The sequence below is a fragment of the Bacteroidia bacterium genome, from assembly GCA_027493955.1.
Taxonomy (GTDB): Bacteria; Bacteroidota; Ignavibacteria; order SZUA-365; family SZUA-365; genus JAOSJT01.
Genome location: JAOSJT010000001.1, coordinates 2822578 through 2842474 on the forward strand (window position 1 = coordinate 2822578; position 19897 = coordinate 2842474).

The 19897-nt window shown below is 56.7% G+C and carries 14 protein-coding genes; 3 read left to right on the plus strand and 11 right to left on the minus strand.

The window, feature by feature from the left end; all coding sequences use genetic code 11:
* Window positions 1-603, plus strand: a complete 603-nt coding sequence (locus tag M5R41_10760; protein ID MCZ7556869.1) for a hypothetical protein — start codon at window positions 1-3, stop codon at window positions 601-603.
* 296 nt (window positions 604-899) lie between these two features.
* Here M5R41_10760 and M5R41_10765 read toward each other — a convergent pair whose 3' ends face one another.
* The gene (locus M5R41_10765; protein MCZ7556870.1) at window positions 900-1670 is read right to left on the minus strand and encodes an IPT/TIG domain-containing protein; all 771 of its coding nucleotides are present in this window, start codon (window positions 1668-1670) and stop codon (window positions 900-902) included.
* Window positions 1671-1943: 273 nt separating this feature from the next.
* Between M5R41_10765 and hutH the strand changes: the two genes are divergently transcribed.
* Together hutH and M5R41_10775 are read left to right on the plus strand one after the other, a co-directional pair.
* A complete protein-coding gene (gene hutH, locus M5R41_10770; GenBank protein ID MCZ7556871.1) occupies window positions 1944-3482 on the plus strand; it encodes a histidine ammonia-lyase in 1539 nt (512 codons plus the stop codon).
* Window positions 3483-3503: 21 nt separating this feature from the next.
* Window positions 3504-4055: a CBS domain-containing protein gene (locus tag M5R41_10775; protein MCZ7556872.1), complete on the plus strand. Its 552-nt coding sequence runs from the start codon at window positions 3504-3506 to the stop codon at window positions 4053-4055.
* A 119-nt stretch (window positions 4056-4174) separates the two neighbouring features.
* Here M5R41_10775 and M5R41_10780 read toward each other — a convergent pair whose 3' ends face one another.
* The 10 genes from M5R41_10780 to M5R41_10825 all read right to left on the minus strand — a co-directional run bounded on the left by M5R41_10780 (window position 4175) and on the right by M5R41_10825 (window position 19879).
* Complete coding sequence (locus M5R41_10780; protein ID MCZ7556873.1) at window positions 4175-6079, minus strand: glycosyltransferase family 39 protein; 1905 nt, start codon at window positions 6077-6079, stop codon at window positions 4175-4177.
* A gap of 7 nt (window positions 6080-6086) precedes the next feature.
* The gene (locus M5R41_10785; protein MCZ7556874.1) at window positions 6087-7310 is read right to left on the minus strand and encodes a T9SS type A sorting domain-containing protein; all 1224 of its coding nucleotides are present in this window, start codon (window positions 7308-7310) and stop codon (window positions 6087-6089) included.
* 160 nt (window positions 7311-7470) lie between these two features.
* Window positions 7471-11223 (minus strand): proprotein convertase P-domain-containing protein, encoded by a 3753-nt coding sequence (locus tag M5R41_10790; GenBank protein ID MCZ7556875.1) that lies wholly within the window; start codon window positions 11221-11223, stop codon window positions 7471-7473.
* Window positions 11224-11516: 293 nt separating this feature from the next.
* Window positions 11517-13259: a T9SS type A sorting domain-containing protein gene (locus M5R41_10795; protein ID MCZ7556876.1), complete on the minus strand. Its 1743-nt coding sequence runs from the start codon at window positions 13257-13259 to the stop codon at window positions 11517-11519.
* A 40-nt stretch (window positions 13260-13299) separates the two neighbouring features.
* On the minus strand, window positions 13300-13797 hold the full coding sequence (gene nuoI, locus M5R41_10800; protein ID MCZ7556877.1) for an NADH-quinone oxidoreductase subunit NuoI: 498 nt from the start codon (window positions 13795-13797) through the stop codon (window positions 13300-13302).
* 25 nt (window positions 13798-13822) lie between these two features.
* On the minus strand, window positions 13823-14848 hold the full coding sequence (gene nuoH, locus M5R41_10805) for an NADH-quinone oxidoreductase subunit NuoH (protein MCZ7556878.1): 1026 nt from the start codon (window positions 14846-14848) through the stop codon (window positions 13823-13825).
* 18 nt (window positions 14849-14866) lie between these two features.
* Window positions 14867-16570 (minus strand): 2Fe-2S iron-sulfur cluster-binding protein, encoded by a 1704-nt coding sequence (locus M5R41_10810; protein MCZ7556879.1) that lies wholly within the window; start codon window positions 16568-16570, stop codon window positions 14867-14869.
* Window positions 16571-16579: 9 nt separating this feature from the next.
* Window positions 16580-17791, minus strand: a complete 1212-nt coding sequence (locus M5R41_10815) for a pyridoxal phosphate-dependent aminotransferase (GenBank protein ID MCZ7556880.1) — start codon at window positions 17789-17791, stop codon at window positions 16580-16582.
* A gap of 302 nt (window positions 17792-18093) precedes the next feature.
* The gene (locus M5R41_10820) at window positions 18094-19362 is read right to left on the minus strand and encodes an insulinase family protein (protein ID MCZ7556881.1); all 1269 of its coding nucleotides are present in this window, start codon (window positions 19360-19362) and stop codon (window positions 18094-18096) included.
* A gap of 64 nt (window positions 19363-19426) precedes the next feature.
* A complete protein-coding gene (locus tag M5R41_10825; GenBank protein ID MCZ7556882.1) occupies window positions 19427-19879 on the minus strand; it encodes a sterol desaturase family protein in 453 nt (150 codons plus the stop codon).
* Between the last annotated feature and the right edge of the window lie 18 nt (window positions 19880-19897).

Sequence of the window (19897 nt, forward strand, 5' to 3'; positions counted from 1 at the left end):
ATGGAATTGTCCCTGATTGGTGTCGCCGAACTGCTTTTTCTTCGAACACGGACGGGATATCTCGTCCTCGGCGGGGTTTTCCTCCTTTTTGCCTTGCTGAGTACCCGTCGCAGAACACCCCGTCGCATTCTTGCGGCGTTGCTCTGGATCATCGCGTTCACACTGTACGACGTTTTTGGCTATGATTTCCTGGTCATGACAGACTCCACCGCCTATCGGACTATGGAGCTACTGCCTGAACTGCGTGCGTCGTATATGTCCTCGCTGAACGCCTATCGCATCTTGCAGGTAACATTTCAAATCATCCTCACGCTGATGGTGTTTTACGCCGCAGGCAAACGTGCCGCGGTTGCCGCATTGCTCACCTGGTGGGGTGGATTGTGTGACTTGCTGTACTACGCAATGACGATGCGTGCGTTACCGCCGTCCTGGGACTGGATGTGGTTCACTCCCCTCGGGATGTTCATTGAAGTCCTTCCTCTCTGGCTTATCATCGCTCAGGCCGGACTCACGACACTTGCCGCTACCGGCCTCATATTCTATAGTCCGGACTGGCGGCGCCGCCTTCCGTCATTTCTTCGACGGTTCCCAACGCCGCATTGACACAGATCCCGGAAACCATTTGTGCCGGGCGCTGCATACGTGACATCACGTTCTGCATCGTGCCGCAGAACCCGATTGCGCACGGATGGACGTCCGACAAGCGCTGATCCCATAGTGCACGTTCCGGGCCGGGACTCGGTGCCAAGGTCAGACGACATTCGGCGAGGGGACAGTCACGGACGGTATCATGCGCTCATATTTACGGCAAGGCGGTATTTTTTCACAGATAACAGAACAGCGTCCGCGCCGTGTGAACACGGCGCGGACGCTGACAAAAGAGGGACATCGACGAATGGTTACTTCAGGTACTTCTGAATATAATTCGGTCCCGCAGAGCCACCGCCGGTGCTGCCGAATCCCGCTGCGGGGGTCGGTTTCGCGATACCGATCGGCGGATCCGTCTGCACAACTTCGAAATTCATGGATACGCCCGTATCCAGGACGGTGATCTCATAGATTCCCTCGACGGTGAGCGCATTGGGAGGACTCTGATTGATCACGATGGTACGAATGTTGTTGTTCGGAGCGGGCGCGTTGCCGGCGGCGGCAACGTAGGTGCCGGTGAAGGTCTGCGACACGTTGTTACTGTCCGTCCTGACCATGATGTACGAACCATCCGCCTTGAATGTGGCGACGATTTTCCGAATGTTGAGGGGCGGATCATACAGAAGCGGTGCGACGTTGGCTTGGCCCTGTGAGGTCCAGATACCGACCACGGGGTCTTCCACGGTGAATTGCAGGGTTACCTTTTTCCCTGTTCCTCGTTGAATTTCAATGTTCGAATTGCCCTTCGGCAGTGCTGCCGGAACGCGAATTTTCATCTCCGTATCGGCAAGCGATGTAGGCGTGACCGCGATGCCACCAAACTTGATGGACAATTCACCACTGTTCGTTCCGAAATTCGACCCCTTGATGGTCACGGTAGCCCCAGCGGGACCGGACAGAGGTACAACGGACGAAATGCTGACGTTGACGGACGGTGTAAAGGGCGTGGACGTATCGTCGTCGGAGCAGGCCGCGACGAACAGTAATGAGATCACAAGGAGGGAGAGGAATCGAAGCGTCATGTCGGGGCTCCAGTCTAATGGCGGAAAGACAATCATTCAAATGTATGTGCTTCCATCGGCAGAGACAAATGCACCTGCAAGGCCCTGTAGCCGCACCGGGATTTCGTCCTACCAGTCACAGGGAAGCTCGTCACACCATGAGAATGCCGACGAACGACGCGATCTCCGCTCTGATCCGGGTTCCCTCTCGTGCTTCGAGGAGACGTTTGAATATCCTGATGCGTCGCGCTACATTTCAGAGACAGGTTTTTTTGGACAATTGAATCCGCATCTATGAACTCTCATCTGCTTCTCGACGGTAACTCCCTTGCTCTCGATGACATCATGTCCGTTGCAACCGGCAGCACGCAGGTCGCCCTTTCTCCATCGGCACTGCCGCGTATGCAGGCATCCCGTGATCTTGTGGACGAATGGGTGCGTGACAAACGCATCATGTACGGTATAACCACCGGCTTCGGTGAATTCGCGAACGTACACATCGGTGCGGAGTCACTCGGCGAGCTTCAGCGCAATCTCATCCTGAGCCATGCAGTAGGCTGCGGTGATCCCATTCCGAAGGAGATTACGCGTATCCTCATGGTGCTGCGCGCAAACGCGCTCGCAAAGGGACACTCCGGCATCAGAATATCCACCGTTCAACTGTTACTGGACATGCTGAATCGGGATGTCATTCCCGTACTCCCGTCCCAGGGTTCTGTGGGATCCAGCGGGGACCTTGTGCAGCTCGCGCACCTCGTCACAGCCATGATGGGGCTGGGTATGTGCTGGAGTGACACCTGCGACCACGAGGCCGGAGGTCGTGCACTGCAACGAGCGGGACTCACCCCGGTCGAACTGGCCGCAAAGGAAGGCCTGGCGCTGATCAACGGCACGCAAATGATGACGGCCTATCTGACCTTTACGGTGCATCGCGCATTATCCCTCATGCGGCTGGTGGATATCGCCGGCTCCATGTCGCTCGAAGCACTCCTCGGCACGACGAATGCCTGCGATCCACTGCTGCACAGTGTACGGCCGCATCCGGGTCAGCAAGCGGTGGCACGGAATATTCTTCGCCTGCTGGAGAACAGCGGGATTCGGGAATCGCATCTTTACGACCATGATGCGGTACAGGACAGCTACTCACTGCGCTGCATGCCGCAGGTACACGGCGCCTCACGCGATGCGATACACTATGTGGAACAGGTCGTGCTTCGAGAAATCAATTCGGCCACGGACAATCCGCTGATCTTTGCCGATGAGGGGCGTCTGATAGAAGGCGGCAACTTTCACGGGCAACCTGTAGCGCTGGCCGCGGACTTTCTTGGAATAGCGCTTGCGGAATTCGCCAACATTTCCGAGCGCAGAGTGGAGCGTATGGTTAATGGAAAACTCAGCGGTCTCCCGCGTTTCCTTACCGAAAAAGGGGGTCTCCACTCCGGTCTTATGATCGCGCAGTATACCGCCGCAGCTCTCGTCTCCGAGAACAAAGTCCTGGCGCATCCAGCCAGCGTCGATTCCATACCTACCTCTGCAAATCAGGAGGACCACAACAGCATGGGGTCCATCGGCGCAAGAAAGGCCTGGCAGATCATGCGGAATCTCGAACACGTGAACGCCATCGAATTCCTGACCGCCGCGCAGGCACTCGATTTTCACCACCCCCTGACGCCGGGAAACGGGACTGCGATCGCGCACCGTTGTATTCGCGCATCAGTACCACACCTTGCCGCCGACCGCTTCCTGCATGACGACCTCCGGACAATTGCACAGCTCGTGCAAAAAAATGTTATCTTATCGGACGTTGAAAACGCTATCGGAAATCTGGAATAACTCCCGAACGGAAGGGCAGATATGGACACCAACGCTGATTTTATCAATCCTGACGAATCCACCACATCCGCTCTGCAGGCGGATGATCTCCGCCGGCCGCTCAGCAGCATCATGAAACCCGCCATCACCGCACCTATCGACGCTTCGGTGCATGAGGCGATTCTGCTTATGCAGCGCAACCGCATCGGTTGTGTGCTGGTGGTCAGCCACAGAAAATTACTCGGAATTTTCACGGAACGCGACGTACTGAAAAAAATCGTTGGAACGAATTTCGATATACGCACAACGCCGCTCAGCGAGGTCATGACTATCAATCCGCAGGCGCTCAATGAAGACGACACCATCGCCTATGCGCTGAATTTTCTGGATCTCGGCGGCTATCGCCACATCCCTATTGTCAACGATCTCTTTGAACCCATCGGCATTGTATCCGTCAAGGCTATCGTTTCCTATCTGGTGCAGCATTTCGCCGATGAAGTGCTCAATCTGCCTCCGCATCGCATGGCGATTCAGGAGGAGGAGCCCCTCCCGCCCATCGATGACGAGGAGGAATGGAACGACGGGATCATGTAGTCCCGACCCGCACGGAAACAGCAGGCGTGTCCCTGCATCTGCACAACGTGGAGGACTATCCTCCACGTTTCATTTTTGGCCATCGCTCCATCAGCCATCAGTGGCTGCTACGAACGCTGTCATTCCCTGCCTCCCATCGCGCCAGGGCTGCGTAACAGCTTCCGAATATTGGCGAGATCTCTTTGTACGGATGCCCGCTGCTCCACATCCGTCTCCAATTCCACATACCTCGCGAGTTGCTCCTCTGCCTCGACCAGCTTCCCCGCCCGGAACAGCAACAGGCCAAGATTGCGTCTGGCCGGAGCGAAGCGGGGATTGGTCTCCACAGCCCGCATCCAACACGCATGGGCTCTGCCCGGAGCCCCGCGCTGCATCCACATATTTCCGTAATTGAACCAGGTCAGGGCTGACGTGGAATCCATCTTCAGAGCCTGTCGGAAATGAGCTTCAGCTGTTTCAAATTCTCCATGGGCCGCAAGAGCATTTGCATGGTTGACATAACCATCCACGGTCGGGCGCTCGTCAACGGACCGGGCGAACAATGCTGCAGCCTCAGTGTACTTGCCCGCGTCGAAAGATATCTGCCCAAGCTTGAGATACTCCTGCTCGAAGCGTTGATCAATGCGCGGTTGTACGAGAAGAACAACCACCGCGATCAACACCCCGAAGACCATCCGTATCCCCTCCCTGCCGAACGCTTTCATGCGGAACATCCGCCAGAACTGCATGGCACCGTAGCCCGCATACAGATACAACATCGGCAACAGCGGTAAACGGAGTCGCCCACTCACAAAAAACAGTGCGGTGGAGAGGAGATACGTGAAGAAAAACAGCCTCAGAGGCCAATCATTCTTCCCGGTTCTGAGCGCCCCGGCCATGCCCGCCAGGCCGAACACAAGAACGACCGGAAACACCTGCAAAGGCAGGCCCGGAATCGTGCCATATTCCTTCTGTACGAACGCCATACTCAGTCCGACCTGATCGATATCGCCCGTGTGGAACATCAGGAGAAGTTTCCTGCCCAGTAGCTGCATGAATGCCGCAGGCTCCGCCAGGACCCATTGCACCGCCCGGTCTCTCCACCACGATGATACCTCTGCAGAATTCATTTCCACACCGGCTCTGGCTTCCGCATACTGATGTCCGTTAGGATCCGAATATAAATCAACCGGCTCCGGCATATGATACAAGCCCATTGCACCGGGATTGTTTCCGGCATACAAGTTATATCCGAAGGAAGAGGTGACGGGCAGTATAATACCTTCGGCGGAAAAGTTGTGCAGCGTTGATGGAAGCAACATGAGTAGTGACATCCCCGTCCACAACCCGACACCACGAAAGTGACCCGGCTCCTTTCCCGAACGAAACATCCATGCGATCAACATCATCGGTAAAAACAGCACCGCCGAAGCGCGGGTAAGCACCGCAAGACCAAACAGCGCGCCTGACAGCACCCAATCACGCGATCGTCCCCGTGATATTGCTCGCAGGAGGCAATAAAGACTCCCCACCATCAATCCGGTGAGCAGCGAGTCGAGAAGGAACATGTTCTCATAAAAAATCAGATGAACGGAAGCCGCCGTAAGTATCGCTGCGATAAAGGCGCTTCCTCTGCCGAAAAGCGACCTCCCCATGTCCCATACGAGATACACCACAACAGAACCGAGGAGTACCTGTATCAGGCGCATCCATAGATCGACGTCCTCCGTGATGCGCATGATCAGTGACAGCAACCACGGATACAGCGGCGACATAAAAAACGCTCGATCCGTGTCCTGCCCGGACAGGATGCGTGCAGCCAGATCGTAGTAGATTTTTGAATCAGAGAAATGTCGTGAGAAGAAAGGAGTTTCCGACCAGGACCAAAGGAAAAGCAGACGGAGAAACAGTGCCCCGGCAGCAATTGCGATCGCAAAAAGGACATCCCGGCGACGCGTCAGGCGATCAATGCCTTGTTTCCCTTTCGATAGCAACTTCCCCGAACGAGCGTTGTTCTTGCCCGATGGATTCATGACCTGCGACATCGCGGGTTTATTCCGTAACGATCATTTTCCGTGTTACCACACCCGTTCCGCTTTGCAGTCGTAAAAAGTAAATGCCTGGCCGAATTTCGGGGATTGCTGTCTCGATCGAGTGACGACCTGCGGAGAGCGCTTTGTCGATCGGTGCGGCGATCATGCGTCCTAGAGCGTCGTACACCTCCAGGCGTGTATGCTGCGCCTCGGGGATGGAGAAAGAAAGTACTGTCGAAGCACTGCCCGCGCGTACCGGATGTGGGTAGTTCTGGTACAGATACAAACCGGTAACGGGCGTCGGAGCATGCGCCTCAACGACATGAGATAGTTCTGCGCTGCCGTCGTAGTCCAACTGTCGCAAGCGATACCGGACGATTCCGTGTGCGTCGGCCGCCGCCTCGGCGGCGATATCATGGAATGCGTACTGTTGTGAACGTGTAGAGGTGCCGTGCCCGGGTACGAAGGCGATACGTTCCCACAACTTTACCATCTGCTGGTCGGATGGGGTTTGACGCAATATCTCAAAGCCATAATTGTTGACCTCTGTGGCAGTTTCCCAGGAGAGCAGCGCTCCATCATTTTGCCAGACAGCATGAAACGACACAAGTTCCACTGGTGTCCCGAAAGGGTAACACAGGCGGGCTTCCGCGACGAAGTCCACCGAATCGCCTGCGCCGAGGCCGAGTTGCGTACGCATGTAATCCGTCGCGAGCACCGTGCTGCCGTTCGAATTAATGATCACAGAGCGGCGGGGTTCTATTGCCGGCTTTTTCACCATGATTCGCGCCTGGTCTGTGGGCGTTCCCTTGATGCGCCAGCTCAACCAGAACTCACCCGGAGGGTTTATCCAGGCCACCGGTGCGTCGAACTGAAATTCTGCCACGTAATAGCCATCGGGAAACAGACCATTGAAATTCGGGATAAGCACAAAATCCATCCGATCGAGCAGAGTAAAGGCCGGCAGAGTGTTCCCGAGCACGCGAACCTCGAGCGTATCGCGCTTTGTGGAGGCGGTTGCCCGATGAATCCCAAAACCAAAAAAAGCACTGTCTACGGTCGAAACCCACTCTGTGTACATACGAACGCCGAACCAGGGTGTCGGCAAGCTCGAAAGATACATGGAAGTTGGAGCAGACGGATCATAGTAGATGCGCGGCTGGCACGTGTCCTTCTGGCCCACAGCGGTTTGAGCGGTCACACACAGGATGAAGAGGAAAAAGAACAGAATACCGGTCCGCATGTCGTCATCCGCAGCGATGATGATACAAAATTGTAGTATACGAATTCCAGTCAATAAATCCGACAGGATAAACGAAGCGTCCTGCCTCCAAAATGAAAGCGGGCGCCCGTTTCGGGGCGCCCGCTTCATTCTGATTTCCGTTCAGCGCGGAAGCCGCGGCTTACTTGGAGAGGAGCATCTTCTTCGTGCTCGTGAAGATCGCACCGCCATTAGACGGGACGGCCTCGAGACGATAGAGATATGCGCCGGAGGTCAGTTCCTTGCCGTTCTTGTCGAGGCCCTTGAAGCTGACAGTGTAGCTGCCGGCATTCTGGCTTTCGCTGACGAGGGTGGCGACTTCACGACCGAGCAGATCGAGGACGCGGAGCGTCACGACACTGGCTTCAGGCAGCGTGTAGGAGATAGCCGTTGTCGGATTGAACGGGTTCGGGTAGTTCTGCTCGAGAGCGAATGCGGTCGGCACAACTTCGTCGGTGACGATGGAACCGGCCTTGCGGCTGGACGGAATCGTGTAGACGATGTTGATGTTACCGCGCTCGTTGCTCAGGTAACGGATGGTTCCGAACTTCGAGTTGAGGGCAACGGGAAGTGCGTTTTCGAAGGCCTTGTTGGGCTCGACGTTTTTCTTGAACGAGGGATTCAAAGGCTTATCCACCTTGAGTTCGGCGGAAGTGACGTACTTGAGCAGCTCTTCCTTGGAGGTGAACTGCGGCAGTTCGATGCCCTGAATACCTTCGTCACTCTCGGCAACGGCGGTAAAGGTCGGCAGAACTTCGACGTTGTCGTAATCCACCGCGCTCGCGCGCTCGATACCGTAGAGATTGTCGATGTTGCGGATGGTCGCGCCCGGCTTGGCATTGCGCTCTGCGACGAAAGCAATGTCATTACCGCGGCTCACCGCATCCGTCAGCTGCGCCTGGGCGCTGCCGTTCATCGATCCGACGAAATAGATCGTGCTGTTGTTATAGGCCTTCAGCGTCGCCTGGCTGAGATCCACCAATTTCGGCTCGGCGCCGAGATCGCGGATGTTATCAACGGCTTCGTTGAGCAGCTTGCGATCAACGTCATTATCGAACGCGATCACGGGCTGATTCTGAATGTACAGTGTGTACTCGAGACGGTCGTTGATGGGATTCTGATCGTCAGGATTGCGTGTGAAATACGCACGCAGTTTGAAGAGGCCACCGGTCTGCGGCGTCCAGGAATCCATGTTCACGGTCAGGGTCTGGTAACCGCCGATGCCGAAGTACGGCGCATTGGCGACGTTCACCATATCGCTCCAGATCAGATTGTCGCCCTGGTCGAAAACACCGAGGTAGATATTGAAATCTTTCTGGAGGCCGCCCTGCGTCGAGTACGAAGACACGTTCACGGACGGGGTGACGGGCTGACCGACGGTGATCGCTTCGGTGGGTGACGTCTGGCTGGAGAAGCGGACGAAGTTCACACCGAAATCGTTCATCGAGGTCATGTTCACGCGCATCGGCAGCGCGCAGTTCGACATGTTGTCGCCGGTTGTGGCGCCCCATGCGAAGGTCGGAGGATTGCCGATCGCACCGCTGTAGTAACCCATACGGGTACCGAGAGTGCTGAACGGACCCAGCGGACCATAGTTGTCGCCGAAGATGTAATCCCAGTAACGATCCTTGAGAGCAGGAATCGCGCCGTAGGTGTAGGGATAGGATGCGAAGTTGCCTGTGCCGACGTTGTCGAGCACGAACACGTACGTACCCGGGCTGAGATTCACGGAGCCGCCTGCATTGACGTCGGGGTTCCCCTGTCCGTCAATCGGGTACAACGCGAAGGTACGCCAGTTGCCGAGACCGACATAGGCGTTTGCGTTCACCGTCGTTGAGCGTGCGACCAACGTGGCCGGTGCGCCCGTGTAGCCGGTGATACCGTTCACGCGCCAGACGGAGATACGGACGTTCGAACGCGGGTCGTTGACTGTCTGCGCATCGAACTTGTAATCAACACTGGTGACCTTGGTGAACGGGAATTTGAAGAGCGTGAAGCTCTGGGCAATACCCGTCGTCGGCGTCACACCGAAAGCTGCGGTAAGGTTCAGCCTTGCAGGATCGACGAACTTGTTCCAGAATTGGATCTGCTCGCCGAAATACGACATGGACACCGGATTGACATTGATCTCAGCCGAATTGTATTCGTTGTCGGAGATGTCGTCGTCATAACGCGGTTGAATCATGTTGACACGCAGTCTGTAGTCGCCCTGCGGCACGATAAGCAGGTCAGCGTTCACAAACGCACCGGCCTTGGTCGGATCGGAATCCAGCGAGGCGGGGTAGGCGTACGGACCGTGATAGTGCGTCGCGGAGGCAGGTGCCACATTGCTGCGGTTCACAGCCATGATGCGCTCGGTACCGACCGCATTCTGCGGATACATTTTCTGCGTTGCCCAGAATACGAGGATGGGATCCTGATCCTTGGAGTTTTCGCGGTACGGCGGGACGGGACCCACGACGTCGGTCAGATAACCGAGCGTCGAGCCCGTGAAGGTACCCGGTACAGGAACACCGGCGAGAGCCTTGTTGAAGCCCTGATGACGGACGGGATCGGAGATCTCGCCACCACCAACGATGTACTCGACCTGCAGGTACGTGACACGGATGTGGCCGAAACCGGCCTGCGCATCACCGAAGCAATCGTACACGGTAACGTAGTAGAGACCATCCACAGGCAGACCATTGAGCGTACTCAGGTTCTGCAGCGGCTTGTAGGTACCGGCAAAACCATTGCTGGGACCGGCGGGGAGATTGTTGGCGATCTGCTCGAGGGCGAAATCGTCGAAGGTCACGCGATCGTAACCGCCATCATCGGCACCCGGGAGGGGCGAGAGGCAGTTCGTGAGGCGGACGCCGCCCCAGAGACCGCTGGCGCCGCCGAGCAGCGAGTTGACCGTGCCGGCACCGGTTGGCCAACCGGAGGGATTTTTCGCCTGGAATGCCGGATTCGGAGCTGCGGGAGGCGCGGGCAACGGCGGGGTATACTGAGCATCAGGTACCTTGCCGAAGTAAATCGCGATATCCTCGGTCAGACCGGGGAGGTACGGCGAACCGGGGAAGTACTGCGTTTCCACGGTGATCGTGATGCGGAAACGGCCGGCGGGGTAGCCATTGGCTGCCTGACCGATGAGCGCACCCGGGTGACCGCTGATCACGACGGGGAAAGCATCGCCATTGCGTCCGAGCACGACGTTCGGATCATTGGGAGCCGGGTTGCACAGCAGAGCGGCAAACTGCTCGTTCGGGATCTGTGCGCGAAGGGGGTTGGTCGAGGACGCGGCCGAGCCGTTGATCTGACCAAACAACGTAGCACCGCCAGGACGGAGATAGTTGATCGCCGGATTGAAGGGCTGGACGGGTTCGATGATCTGACGGTTGAAATACAGATGCCATTCCTCGAGGAAACCTTCCTGCGGGATCCAGGCATTGGGGTTGCGCTCGTCCTGTACACGCAGGGTCCACCAACCGCTGGAGAGATCGCCGTTCAGTGCGGCGAGCGGTGTTGAGGGATTGAGCGGGATGTTATTCGGCTGCGCACCGAAGGCGTTACCGCCCTGCTGAAACAGCGCGAGGGAGCCCGGTGCTCCGATGGAACCGTACAGCGGGGCAACGGTGATGTTGCCGCTTTCCGCTTTGAGCACAACCTGACGACCTCGCGGTGAAACGAGCGTGATTCGAAGTGTGGAGTACATCACGGACTTGATGTACAGAGCCACGCGCACATCCGCGACGGGAACGTTCACAGGAACGTAAATCGCATCCAGCGTGGTCTGCGCGCTCACAACCGGAAGATGGGGTTTGCTCGTGTACTTGTACGTACCGTCGGCGTACCCCACCTGCGTCAGCAGTATGCCTAGCAGAAATACCACAGAAAGAAGAGTCAACTTCCTCATGAAATACCTCCTAGCAGTTGGGGAATAAAAGAGATGATATGGTTCATTTATTGGCTTTTGTGGAAGTGAAAAAGATCGATACGGAGGGACGATTATTGACACACTGATCTTCAACTGCAATACAGCGACAGGTCAATCGTATCCCGGGTGTGTCTGCTTTGTTACCGCTGATGATTTTCTTCTCACATTAAAGATACAGACAATCTAAACAAGGATCGCGCTAATGTCAAGCGCACAATCCGGGCCGCGACACCCTTCCCGCGCCTGTGGCGAAGGTTGGATTCCCGACTGATTTACCGAGCAAGATACATCTTTTTTGTTTGAGAACCAGCATTTGTTCGCATTTTATAAAAATACATTCCGCCCGGGAGATCCCCGGCAACGAAGGTCACACTGTAGCTTCCCGGCTCTTTTCTGTCCGCGACCAGTTGCTGTATTTCACGCCCCATCATGTCAAAAACCGCCAATTCCACCTTCGTACGCCGCAACACCGTGTAGGGGATCACCGTGCTGTCCGTAAAAGGATTCGGGGAATTATCCTCGAGCGTGAAGTTCAGAATATTTTCCGCACCTATGGGAACGTCTGCGGAAAAAATCGCCGAACCGTCGCTGTTGAGCTTCCGCAAACGGTAATACGCAATCATCTTTCCGTCCCAGGAATCCGTCACGGTGTAGATCTGATGCCGCGAAGGATCGCGCTTCGGCTCAATCTGATGCAGCACGGTATAGCGGCCAGACTCCAGGCGCTTCTCCACTTCGTACCCGAGCACCTTGGTCTCATCAAAGGTCTCCCAGGTCATGACCACTTCATCCTCCGCCATCGAGGCGCTGAACGCGAGCAGTTCCAGCCGCAAGGGCGTCGTGGATACGACGAGTCGAGGACGGTTGTACGCATAGGCCAGAAGACCCTCGATCTGCGATTGCGCGGGGAGCAGGCCGTCGCTCCCTCCGTCGAAAGAAAACAACGCGTGAAGATTGGATTCGAATCCTCCGAGCGGCAAATCGCGGTAATAATCAATTTCTTGTTCGTTGCGGCAGTTTTCCCAGAATCGCAACTCCTCGAACTCACCCGAAGCGAATTGCTGCCTTGCGCTCGTGGTGCCGAACAGCAACTCCTCTGCGGTGACGCCGCGCATGGTGGCCGGAAGCCACAGAAATCCCGTGGGGAGACCGTCTACAAAAAGCTGATACCGCGAGCTGTCCGCGCAATAACTCACTGCAAGATGATGCCAGGTCCCGTCTGCGATGAAGCGGTCGCTGACAGCACGGTAGGTGCGCTGGCCATCCGCACAACGCAGCTCCAATGCACCGGAGTGATTGACGGAAAGATCGAATGGATGCGCTCCATGATAGTCGTCGCGTCGGGTACTGAGCAGCGGCGCACCAAAAGAAATGGTGCGGCACCAGAACTCCACGGAAAAATCTTTGTCAAGCGCAAATCGAAACAGCCCGCTGTCCGGCAAGAGCAGGTACTCGCGTTTTCCTGAAAGCGACAAAGCGGCAGTGCCGTTCCGCTCAGGCACAACCACGCGAATCTGCCGGATATATCGTTCGTCAACGAGATCCGAAAAATCATCGAACGCCGCAGGATCGGTCATCTTCCAGCTCAATCTCCCCCGCTCTTCCGCCACAACGCCGGTCGCGAACTTCAACGCGAAGGTGCCGGTCTTTGTGGGCCTGAAGCGCAACAGAACGCGCAGCGAGGCGTCGCTGATCCGTGTTTGTGGAATGGAATCCGCGAGCACGGTCACGACTTGACCTTTTTCCGGCGTAAAGCGCCGGGCGATGGCGGCGTGTTTGCGCAAGGCGCGCCGTACCTGATCACCAACGTAATGCGCACCCGTCAATTCCAATTCTTCGGGGTGTTGAATTACCAGCGCGGCGATGCCGCCACCATGCCCGACAACGGAGCCATCCACCGCAATGGAGAACTCCTGTTCCACCATCACAACTTCCGGAGCGTGAATGACGGAGATCAGTGAGAGACATCCCGGTAAAAGCACTATCGCCCCGAGAAGGGACGATAGCATGATCATGCGTCGAACGCCGAATATGACGGGGCGCGCAAGCACCACCTTAACGATGCGCCCTCAGATACTCGAGACGCGGACGCAACTCCTCCACGGGAGTGAGCAGTTTGTCCTTGCCGAAAATTGCATCGCTGTAATTGCGAAAAGCGAGCTCATAGGTCTGGCTCATGACAATGGCCTCTTCCGGACATACCTCCTCGCAAAATCCGCAGAATATGCAGCGCAGCATGTTGATCTCGAACAAGACGGGATAGCGCTCTTTTTCCAGTTCTGTTTCCGCCGCCTGCACTTCGATGGCGAGGGCGGGACAGACACGCGAACACAGACCGCAGGCGACGCAGCGTTCTACGCCGTTCTCCTCGAGTACCAGGACGGGAGCACCACGAAACGAAGGCGGCGGCACCCATTTTTCTTCAGGGTATTCGCGCGTCTCCTTCTTTTTCAGCATCTGTTCGAGCGTGATCTTCATCCCCTTCAGGATTTCGGGGATGTAGATTTTCTCCCAGAAGGTGAGTTCATATTTATTGACGGCCTGTGTCGACATGTCTATCCTTTCGATTCGGTTCGCATTACATCAGAAGCATGACAGCAGCGGTGACCATGACGTTCAGCAAGGCGATCGGGAGCATGACTTTCCATCCGAGATCCATAAGCTGATCGTAGCGGAAGCGCGGCACGCTCCAACGTACCCATTGAAAAATGAAGAGCAGGAACGCCACCTTGATCACGAACGCCAGGATTTGTGCCGCGATATTTGCCCAGACCGGAAGATGCAGGAGTTCCAGGTACGGGACCTGCCACCCGCCGAGGTACAGCGTCGTTACCACCGCGCTGGCGGTGATCATGTTCGCGTATTCCGCAAGGAAAAAGAGGGCGAACTTGAAGCTGCTGTACTCCGTATGGTACCCGCCAACCAGTTCGGGCTCCGCTTCGGGAAGATCGAATGGAGTGCGGTTGGTTTCCGCAAACGCCGCAACCAGAAAGGTGATGAAGCCGACTGGTTGCAGTATGATATTCCATTTCCATCCGGCCTGCGCTTCGACGATTTCGGTGAGCTGCAGTGAGCCGGCGACAAGCACGACACCGATGACGCTCAAACCCATGGACAGCTCGTAACTGATCATCTGCGCCGAGGAGCGCAATCCGCCGAGTAGCGAGTACTTGTTGTTGGACGCCCATCCGCTCAGGGTGAGACCATAGACCCCCATGGAGGTTAAAGCGAGGATGTACAGAATGCCGATATTGACATCGGCGATGACGAGCGAGATCTCGCGGTCGAACAGCGTAAACGTCTGTCCGGCGAAAGGCACGACGGCGAGCGTACTGAACGCAACTCCGATGGAAATGATCGGCGCAAGAGTGTGAATGAAGCGGTTGGCAGCGACGGGGACAATGTCCTCTTTCAACAGCAGCTTGATCACATCGGCATAGGGCTGCAGCAAACCGCGCCAGCCGACACGATTCGGTCCGACGCGATTCTGTATCCACGCGCTGATTTTGCGCTCGGTGTACACGAGTTCCGCTACCGTCAGCAGAACTACGGTGAACACCAGCACGATTTTCGTGAGGGTGATGAGTATGTCGGTCAGATCCATGGTTCTCCGCTTCCTGCGTCAGGGATGCACGTCAGTGTAAATGTATGGGAGCAGATGTTGCGGTGCCGGGCCCCACAGGCGCACACCCCAGCGTCCGATGCGCTCGTACGTCAAATCTTTGAGCGGCTCGATGACTCCGGACATTTCTTCGAAAATGTCCTCGGGGTGGTCGTATTTCCATTTGCTCCCGAGCAACATGGCGAGGTTGGAAAGAATTCGCGCGGTGGTACGGGCATCATACTTTTTGCTTTTCCCCCATCGGTCGAATTCGCTGCCGAACTTGTCCAGCCTGCTCATCGCGAATCCACCAGCCCAACGCTCATTTTCCGCTGTCGCGATGGCAGGCCGCAGCAACTGAAGCTGCCCGTCGCAATTGATCATGGTACCCAGCACTTCCGCAAAAGTCGCAGCGGAAAGCACCGCACCGGCGACGTCCGTCACAGCGGATGTATTGCTGACCACAGCGACTACGTATTGTGCCTTCGCGAGAGCGTCAAGCAGACCAGGATACTCCGCGGCACGCCCGTCAAGCACCACGGCGGCTTTGATTCGTCCGCTCCGAAGGCCGTCAATGATTCCCGGCAATGCGTGGGCGTCATCTTTCGGTTGAACACCTACGAGCCGTGCACCGGCGCTGTTCGGCGTTTTGTCTTCGCGAAGCAGAAACGCGTCCTGATCGCCCGGAACGACGTGCGGCAGGATGTCGAGGTACGGCGTCCTGAGCACCTCCTTTGCGAAACGTGCCGCGAGGTAATTCGCTTCACAGGTGTCGAAAGCCGAGGCGATCACAGCGATTTGCTCTCCGGAATAGCTCTTCAGTTCGGAGGCGACGGCGGCGTAGGCCTCGTCCCAATCCACTGCAAGCAGCGCGCCTTCCTTACGCAGCATGGGCTGGTCAATACGCGTGTCGGCATTGACGTGACGCCAGCTCTCGAGGCGACCGTGGTCGCACATCCAGAAGTTGTTGACTTCCTGATTCTCGCGCGGTGTGAGGCGCAGGATGGCGTTTTGCCGCACCCACATATCCACGTTACAACCGCGCGCGCACCCGGTGCACAGAGTCGGTGTGTCGGACATGTCCCAGGCACGCGACTTGAAGCGGAAATCCTTACTGGTGAGGGCGCCGACGGGACAGATATCGATAACGTTCATCGAATACGGATTGTCGAGGGATTTTCCCGGGAAGGTTTCGATGGTCACCTTGTCTCCGCGTTCCACAAAGGTGAGCTGCGGGTAACCGACAATGTCCTCACAGAAACGTATGCAGCGGGAGCAGGAGATACAGCGCTCCGCATCGAACATGACATGCGGGCCAAGTTCATCACGCTTCCTCTTATGCTCCTTTTCCTCGTCGAAGCGGCTCTCACCCACCGAATATTTGTAGGCGTAGTCCTGCAGCTTGCATTCACCCGCCTCGTCGCAGATCGGGCAGTCCAGCGGATGATTGATGAGGATAAATTCCATCACGGCCTCACGGGCATTGATGGCCTTCTCCGAATTGACATGCACGACCATGCCTTCCATGCATCGGGTGGAACAGGCGATCACCTGCTTGGGCATGTTCTCGATTTCCACGAGACACATGCGGCAATTCCCCGAAATGGAGAGTCCCGGATGCCAGCAGAAATGCGGAACGTAGATGCCATTCTCGAATGCCGCTTCGATAATGGTTTTCGAAGGGTCGGTCTGAATTTGCTTGCCGTCGATGGTGATGGTTATCATGCCGCTCGGTCAGTCCTTTCTGTTCACGCTGTTAAACTCGGCGATGCCCTTTCCTATGAGTTCTACCGCACGGCGACAGGAGGTGTCATTCAGCACGTATGCGAGCCGTGCTTCGTTGAGCCCGCGGCCGGCTGACGCATAGAAGCCGGGACCCGGTGCGATCATGGTGGTTTCGCCTCCGTCACTGAAATCTGTCAGCATCCAAGATGCTAAGGCCTCGATGTCGTCAACCGGGAATTGCGCCATAATGTAGAACGCGCCGCTGGGTTTGCGGCACAGTACACCGGGTATGGCGAGAAGTTCGTCATATGTTGCATCGCGCCGTCCGCGATATTCCGCGATCATCGAATCGAAGTACTTCGCTCCTTCGGCGACCAGCGCCGCGGATCCAATCTGCTCAAGTGTGGCCGAGCAAAGTCGGGCCTGGCCAAAGCGTAACATCACGTCCATGAAGCCGCGATTGCGGCTGATGACGCAGCCCATGCGTCCACCGCAGAGACTGTACCGCTTCGAGAGACTGTCCATGACGATGGCCTGCTGTTCGAGACCCTCGATCTCGAGGACGCTTTTCGCGCGGCCTTCATACACAAATTCGCGATAGACTTCATCCGATAACACGTACAGCCCATGCCGGAGAGATACGTCGCGGATCGTATCGAGTTCGTCCTCCCGCAGCACCGTACCGGTGGGATTGTTGGGATTGCAGATGATGATGCCACGCGTGCGCGGGGTGATATGCGACTCGATAACATCCTGTGCGGGAAGATGGAAACCATCCCCGGCTTCCGTGGCGATGGGGACCAGGGTGATCCCGGCCATAATGGCGAAACCGTTGTAGTTCGTGTAGAACGGCTCGAATACGATGATCTCCTCGCCGGGCTCCGCAATCGCCATCATGGAGAACATGATGGCCTCGGAACCACCGGTGGTGATGAGGATGTCGTCGTATCGCAGCGGAATGTCGAGCGTCTGATAGTACTGCTGCAGACTTTCAATGAACGGGCGTATCCCCTGCGAGTTGCCGTAGGCAATCACTTTTTCCTGGAAACCCCTGACGGCGTCGAAAAACTCGACCGGCGTCTCGATGTCGGGCTGCCCGATGTTGAGATGATAGACATGTGTCCCGCGCTTCTTCGCTTCATCGCCCAAGGGGACGAGTTTCCGGATGGGCGATGCGGGCATGAGAGCTGCGCGGCGGGATAGTTGAGGTGCGGATGTCATGTGAGAACCGGTAACGGTGACAGAAAGATTCGCTCCCGACACGCACAAGAGCATATGTCGAGTGGAATCATGCTATTCTGTCAAATGTAACGAGACAGGGCCCAAATCGCAAAACGGGATGCACGGACGACGAATCACCGCTGGATGCGCAACGTCAGAACGAACAGACGCACGCCGCAGAAATTGCGATGCGGCTCCTCCTTCACCCTCGCTAAAACATCCCGCTGCCCGACTGTGCCAGGTCCTGCTGGCGGAGTGTGTGCGTTTCCGCTGCACGGAGGCGCTGCGGTTGTTCGGCAGACCTACTCCCGAGGGAGAAGCATCGCAACCGCGGGTCCCTCATTCGCGAAAAACGCAGTCGCGATGGTACGCATATCATCCGGCGACAGCTCGCGGATATTGCGAACGAGCAGTGACAAAGGGACATCCCGTCCGGGGCCCAACTCATCTTTGCCAAGCCGCGTCATGCGTGAGCTCATACTTTCCAGGCCAAGCAACATGCTGCCGATCACCTGCTCCTTCGCCCTGTTGAGTTCGCGCATGGATACAGGCTTGACAGCGAGTTCCTCAATTTCACGCCGCACGAGATCCACGGCGCGCTGCTCACGCCCCTGCTCCACCGCAAGATAGACCCCCAGGGTGGATACGTCCGTGTACGGATTGACGAAGGAGTACACGTTATACGCAAAGCCGTGCCGTTCCCGAATGCGCTGAAACAACCTGCTGCTCATGCCTTCCCCGAGCAATGCGCTGAATACCTGCTGTGCCATGCGTGTGTCCCCTGCGTATCCCTCAGCCGACGTGCCCAGGATGATATGGGTCTGCTGTATGGCGCGGGTGGAGGTGTCACTCCCGCCGTATATCTTCCGCGGTTTGCGTCGCCGGATCGGTACGCCCTCGGGCAGCGACGAGAGTTCGCGCGCGCATACGGTACATACGCTTTCGTGATCCACCGCCCCAGCCGCCGTCACAATGATATTCGATGCGCTATGATGCCTCGTGATAAAGTCCCGCAGGACATCGCGCGTAAAGGATCGGACGGTGTGCTCGCGGCCGATGACCGGTTGTCCCAACGGATGCTTTCCGTACAGGAGCTCTTCGAAACGGTCATGCAACAAATCTTCGGGATCGTCGTCTGCGCCACGCATCTCCTCGATAATCACCTGTTTCTCTTTCTCGATCTCCCTTTCCGGGAGCGTGGCGTTCATCACGATGTCAGCAAGCAGATTCAGTGCGCGCCCCAGGTGTGGCCGGAGTATGCGGGCATAGTAACACGTGCTGTCCTTCGTGGTGTAGGCATTTACGTATCCACCGACCGCCTCAAGATACTGTGCGATGTGATGCGTCTTTCTGCCGCTGGTTCCCTTGAACACCATGTGTTCAATGAAGTGAGAAATCCCGCTGACGTCCGGTGCTTCATCACGGCTCCCCGCATTCACCCAGATTCCGACGGCCAGGGAATGCACACCGGGTACGTGTTCGGTGATCACGCGAAGGCCGTTCGGCAGGATGCTCCGCTGCGGTGCGCCCGATGAAACGAGAGAAAGGGTGTGATGTGAAGTGAGTTTCATCGTCGGTTCATGCTGCATGATTCGCGTAGAGCGTATCCCTCCGTGGTGATAGCAGCGGGGGACTCTACACTGTTGATGATGGTGAGGGACGCCCGTAGCGACGGTTCCAGAAAAACAAACCGAAATGCGTGCAAGGGTCACCGGTATGATGGTAGAGATGTGCGACTTTGATCCGGCGAAAAACGGCGAAGTGATCCAACCAGGCGACGGGCAACCGCGCATGGATGTATCCGTCATGCACGATGAAATACGCAATACCGTATGCAGTGATCCCGAAACCCGCAGCAGCGAGCAGGTCGCTGCCCAGGAACAGTCCGGCAACGACTATCGACGCCGCGGCGATGGCGTGCAGAAGGACGAACAGATCGTTCCGCTCGAATACTCCGGTCCTTCTTGCACGGTGATGCGAACGGTGTACCGACCAGAGGACGCCATGATAGACGACACGATGCACGAAAGCCGCCCAGAACTCCATTGCGGTGAACGTCAGGAGAAAAACCACCGTATTGATCAGCATGCGATGTTGCCGGGAGTG

What these genes read in the sequence shown, in the direction of transcription:
- M5R41_10820 (MCZ7556881.1), bottom strand. Translation starts at nt 19,362, where the DNA reads ATGAAACTCACTTCACATCACACCCTTTCTCTCGTTTCATCGGGCGCA.
- M5R41_10790 (MCZ7556875.1), bottom strand. Translation starts at nt 11,223, where the DNA reads ATGAGGAAGTTGACTCTTCTTTCTGTGGTATTTCTGCTAGGCATACTG.
- M5R41_10775 (MCZ7556872.1), top strand. Translation starts at nt 3,504, where the DNA reads ATGGACACCAACGCTGATTTTATCAATCCTGACGAATCCACCACATCC.
- M5R41_10760 (MCZ7556869.1), top strand. Translation starts at nt 1, where the DNA reads ATGGAATTGTCCCTGATTGGTGTCGCCGAACTGCTTTTTCTTCGAACA.
- nuoH (MCZ7556878.1), bottom strand. Translation starts at nt 14,848, where the DNA reads ATGGATCTGACCGACATACTCATCACCCTCACGAAAATCGTGCTGGTG.
- M5R41_10765 (MCZ7556870.1), bottom strand. Translation starts at nt 1,670, where the DNA reads ATGACGCTTCGATTCCTCTCCCTCCTTGTGATCTCATTACTGTTCGTC.
- M5R41_10810 (MCZ7556879.1), bottom strand. Translation starts at nt 16,570, where the DNA reads ATGATAACCATCACCATCGACGGCAAGCAAATTCAGACCGACCCTTCG.
- hutH (MCZ7556871.1), top strand. Translation starts at nt 1,944, where the DNA reads ATGAACTCTCATCTGCTTCTCGACGGTAACTCCCTTGCTCTCGATGAC.
- M5R41_10815 (MCZ7556880.1), bottom strand. Translation starts at nt 17,791, where the DNA reads ATGACATCCGCACCTCAACTATCCCGCCGCGCAGCTCTCATGCCCGCA.
- nuoI (MCZ7556877.1), bottom strand. Translation starts at nt 13,797, where the DNA reads ATGTCGACACAGGCCGTCAATAAATATGAACTCACCTTCTGGGAGAAA.
- M5R41_10825 (MCZ7556882.1), bottom strand. Translation starts at nt 19,879, where the DNA reads ATGCTGATCAATACGGTGGTTTTTCTCCTGACGTTCACCGCAATGGAG.
- M5R41_10785 (MCZ7556874.1), bottom strand. Translation starts at nt 7,310, where the DNA reads ATGCGGACCGGTATTCTGTTCTTTTTCCTCTTCATCCTGTGTGTGACC.
- M5R41_10795 (MCZ7556876.1), bottom strand. Translation starts at nt 13,259, where the DNA reads ATGATCATGCTATCGTCCCTTCTCGGGGCGATAGTGCTTTTACCGGGA.
- M5R41_10780 (MCZ7556873.1), bottom strand. Translation starts at nt 6,079, where the DNA reads ATGTCGCAGGTCATGAATCCATCGGGCAAGAACAACGCTCGTTCGGGG.